Below are 229 nucleotides of genomic sequence, written 5' to 3' on the forward strand. Positions count from 1 at the left end.
GGCAGGCAGCCGCGCATCGCTGCGTGGCGCCGGCAACGCGAGCGCTGCGAAGGTACGGTCGAAATATGGCACCTGCTCGGTGGACAATGCGTTCAGCACGCCGATCAGCCAGTGTTTCTGCGCGATCGCTGGCGCCTTGATCAGCGCATGGCCGAATATCCCGATGGCGGTTTCGACGAATCGCCCTTCATACGCCAGGTAACGGTTGAACGTGTCTACCGGCAAACGG

At 62.4% G+C, this 229-nt stretch carries 1 pseudogene; it reads right to left on the bottom strand.

What is annotated here, in order from left to right:
• Nucleotides 1-229: pseudogene (locus SB753_RS42300) on the bottom strand (transcriptional regulator); the annotation flags it as partial.

Source organism: Paraburkholderia sp. SIMBA_053, from assembly GCF_046534895.1.
Classification (GTDB): domain Bacteria; phylum Pseudomonadota; class Gammaproteobacteria; order Burkholderiales; family Burkholderiaceae; genus Paraburkholderia; species Paraburkholderia caledonica.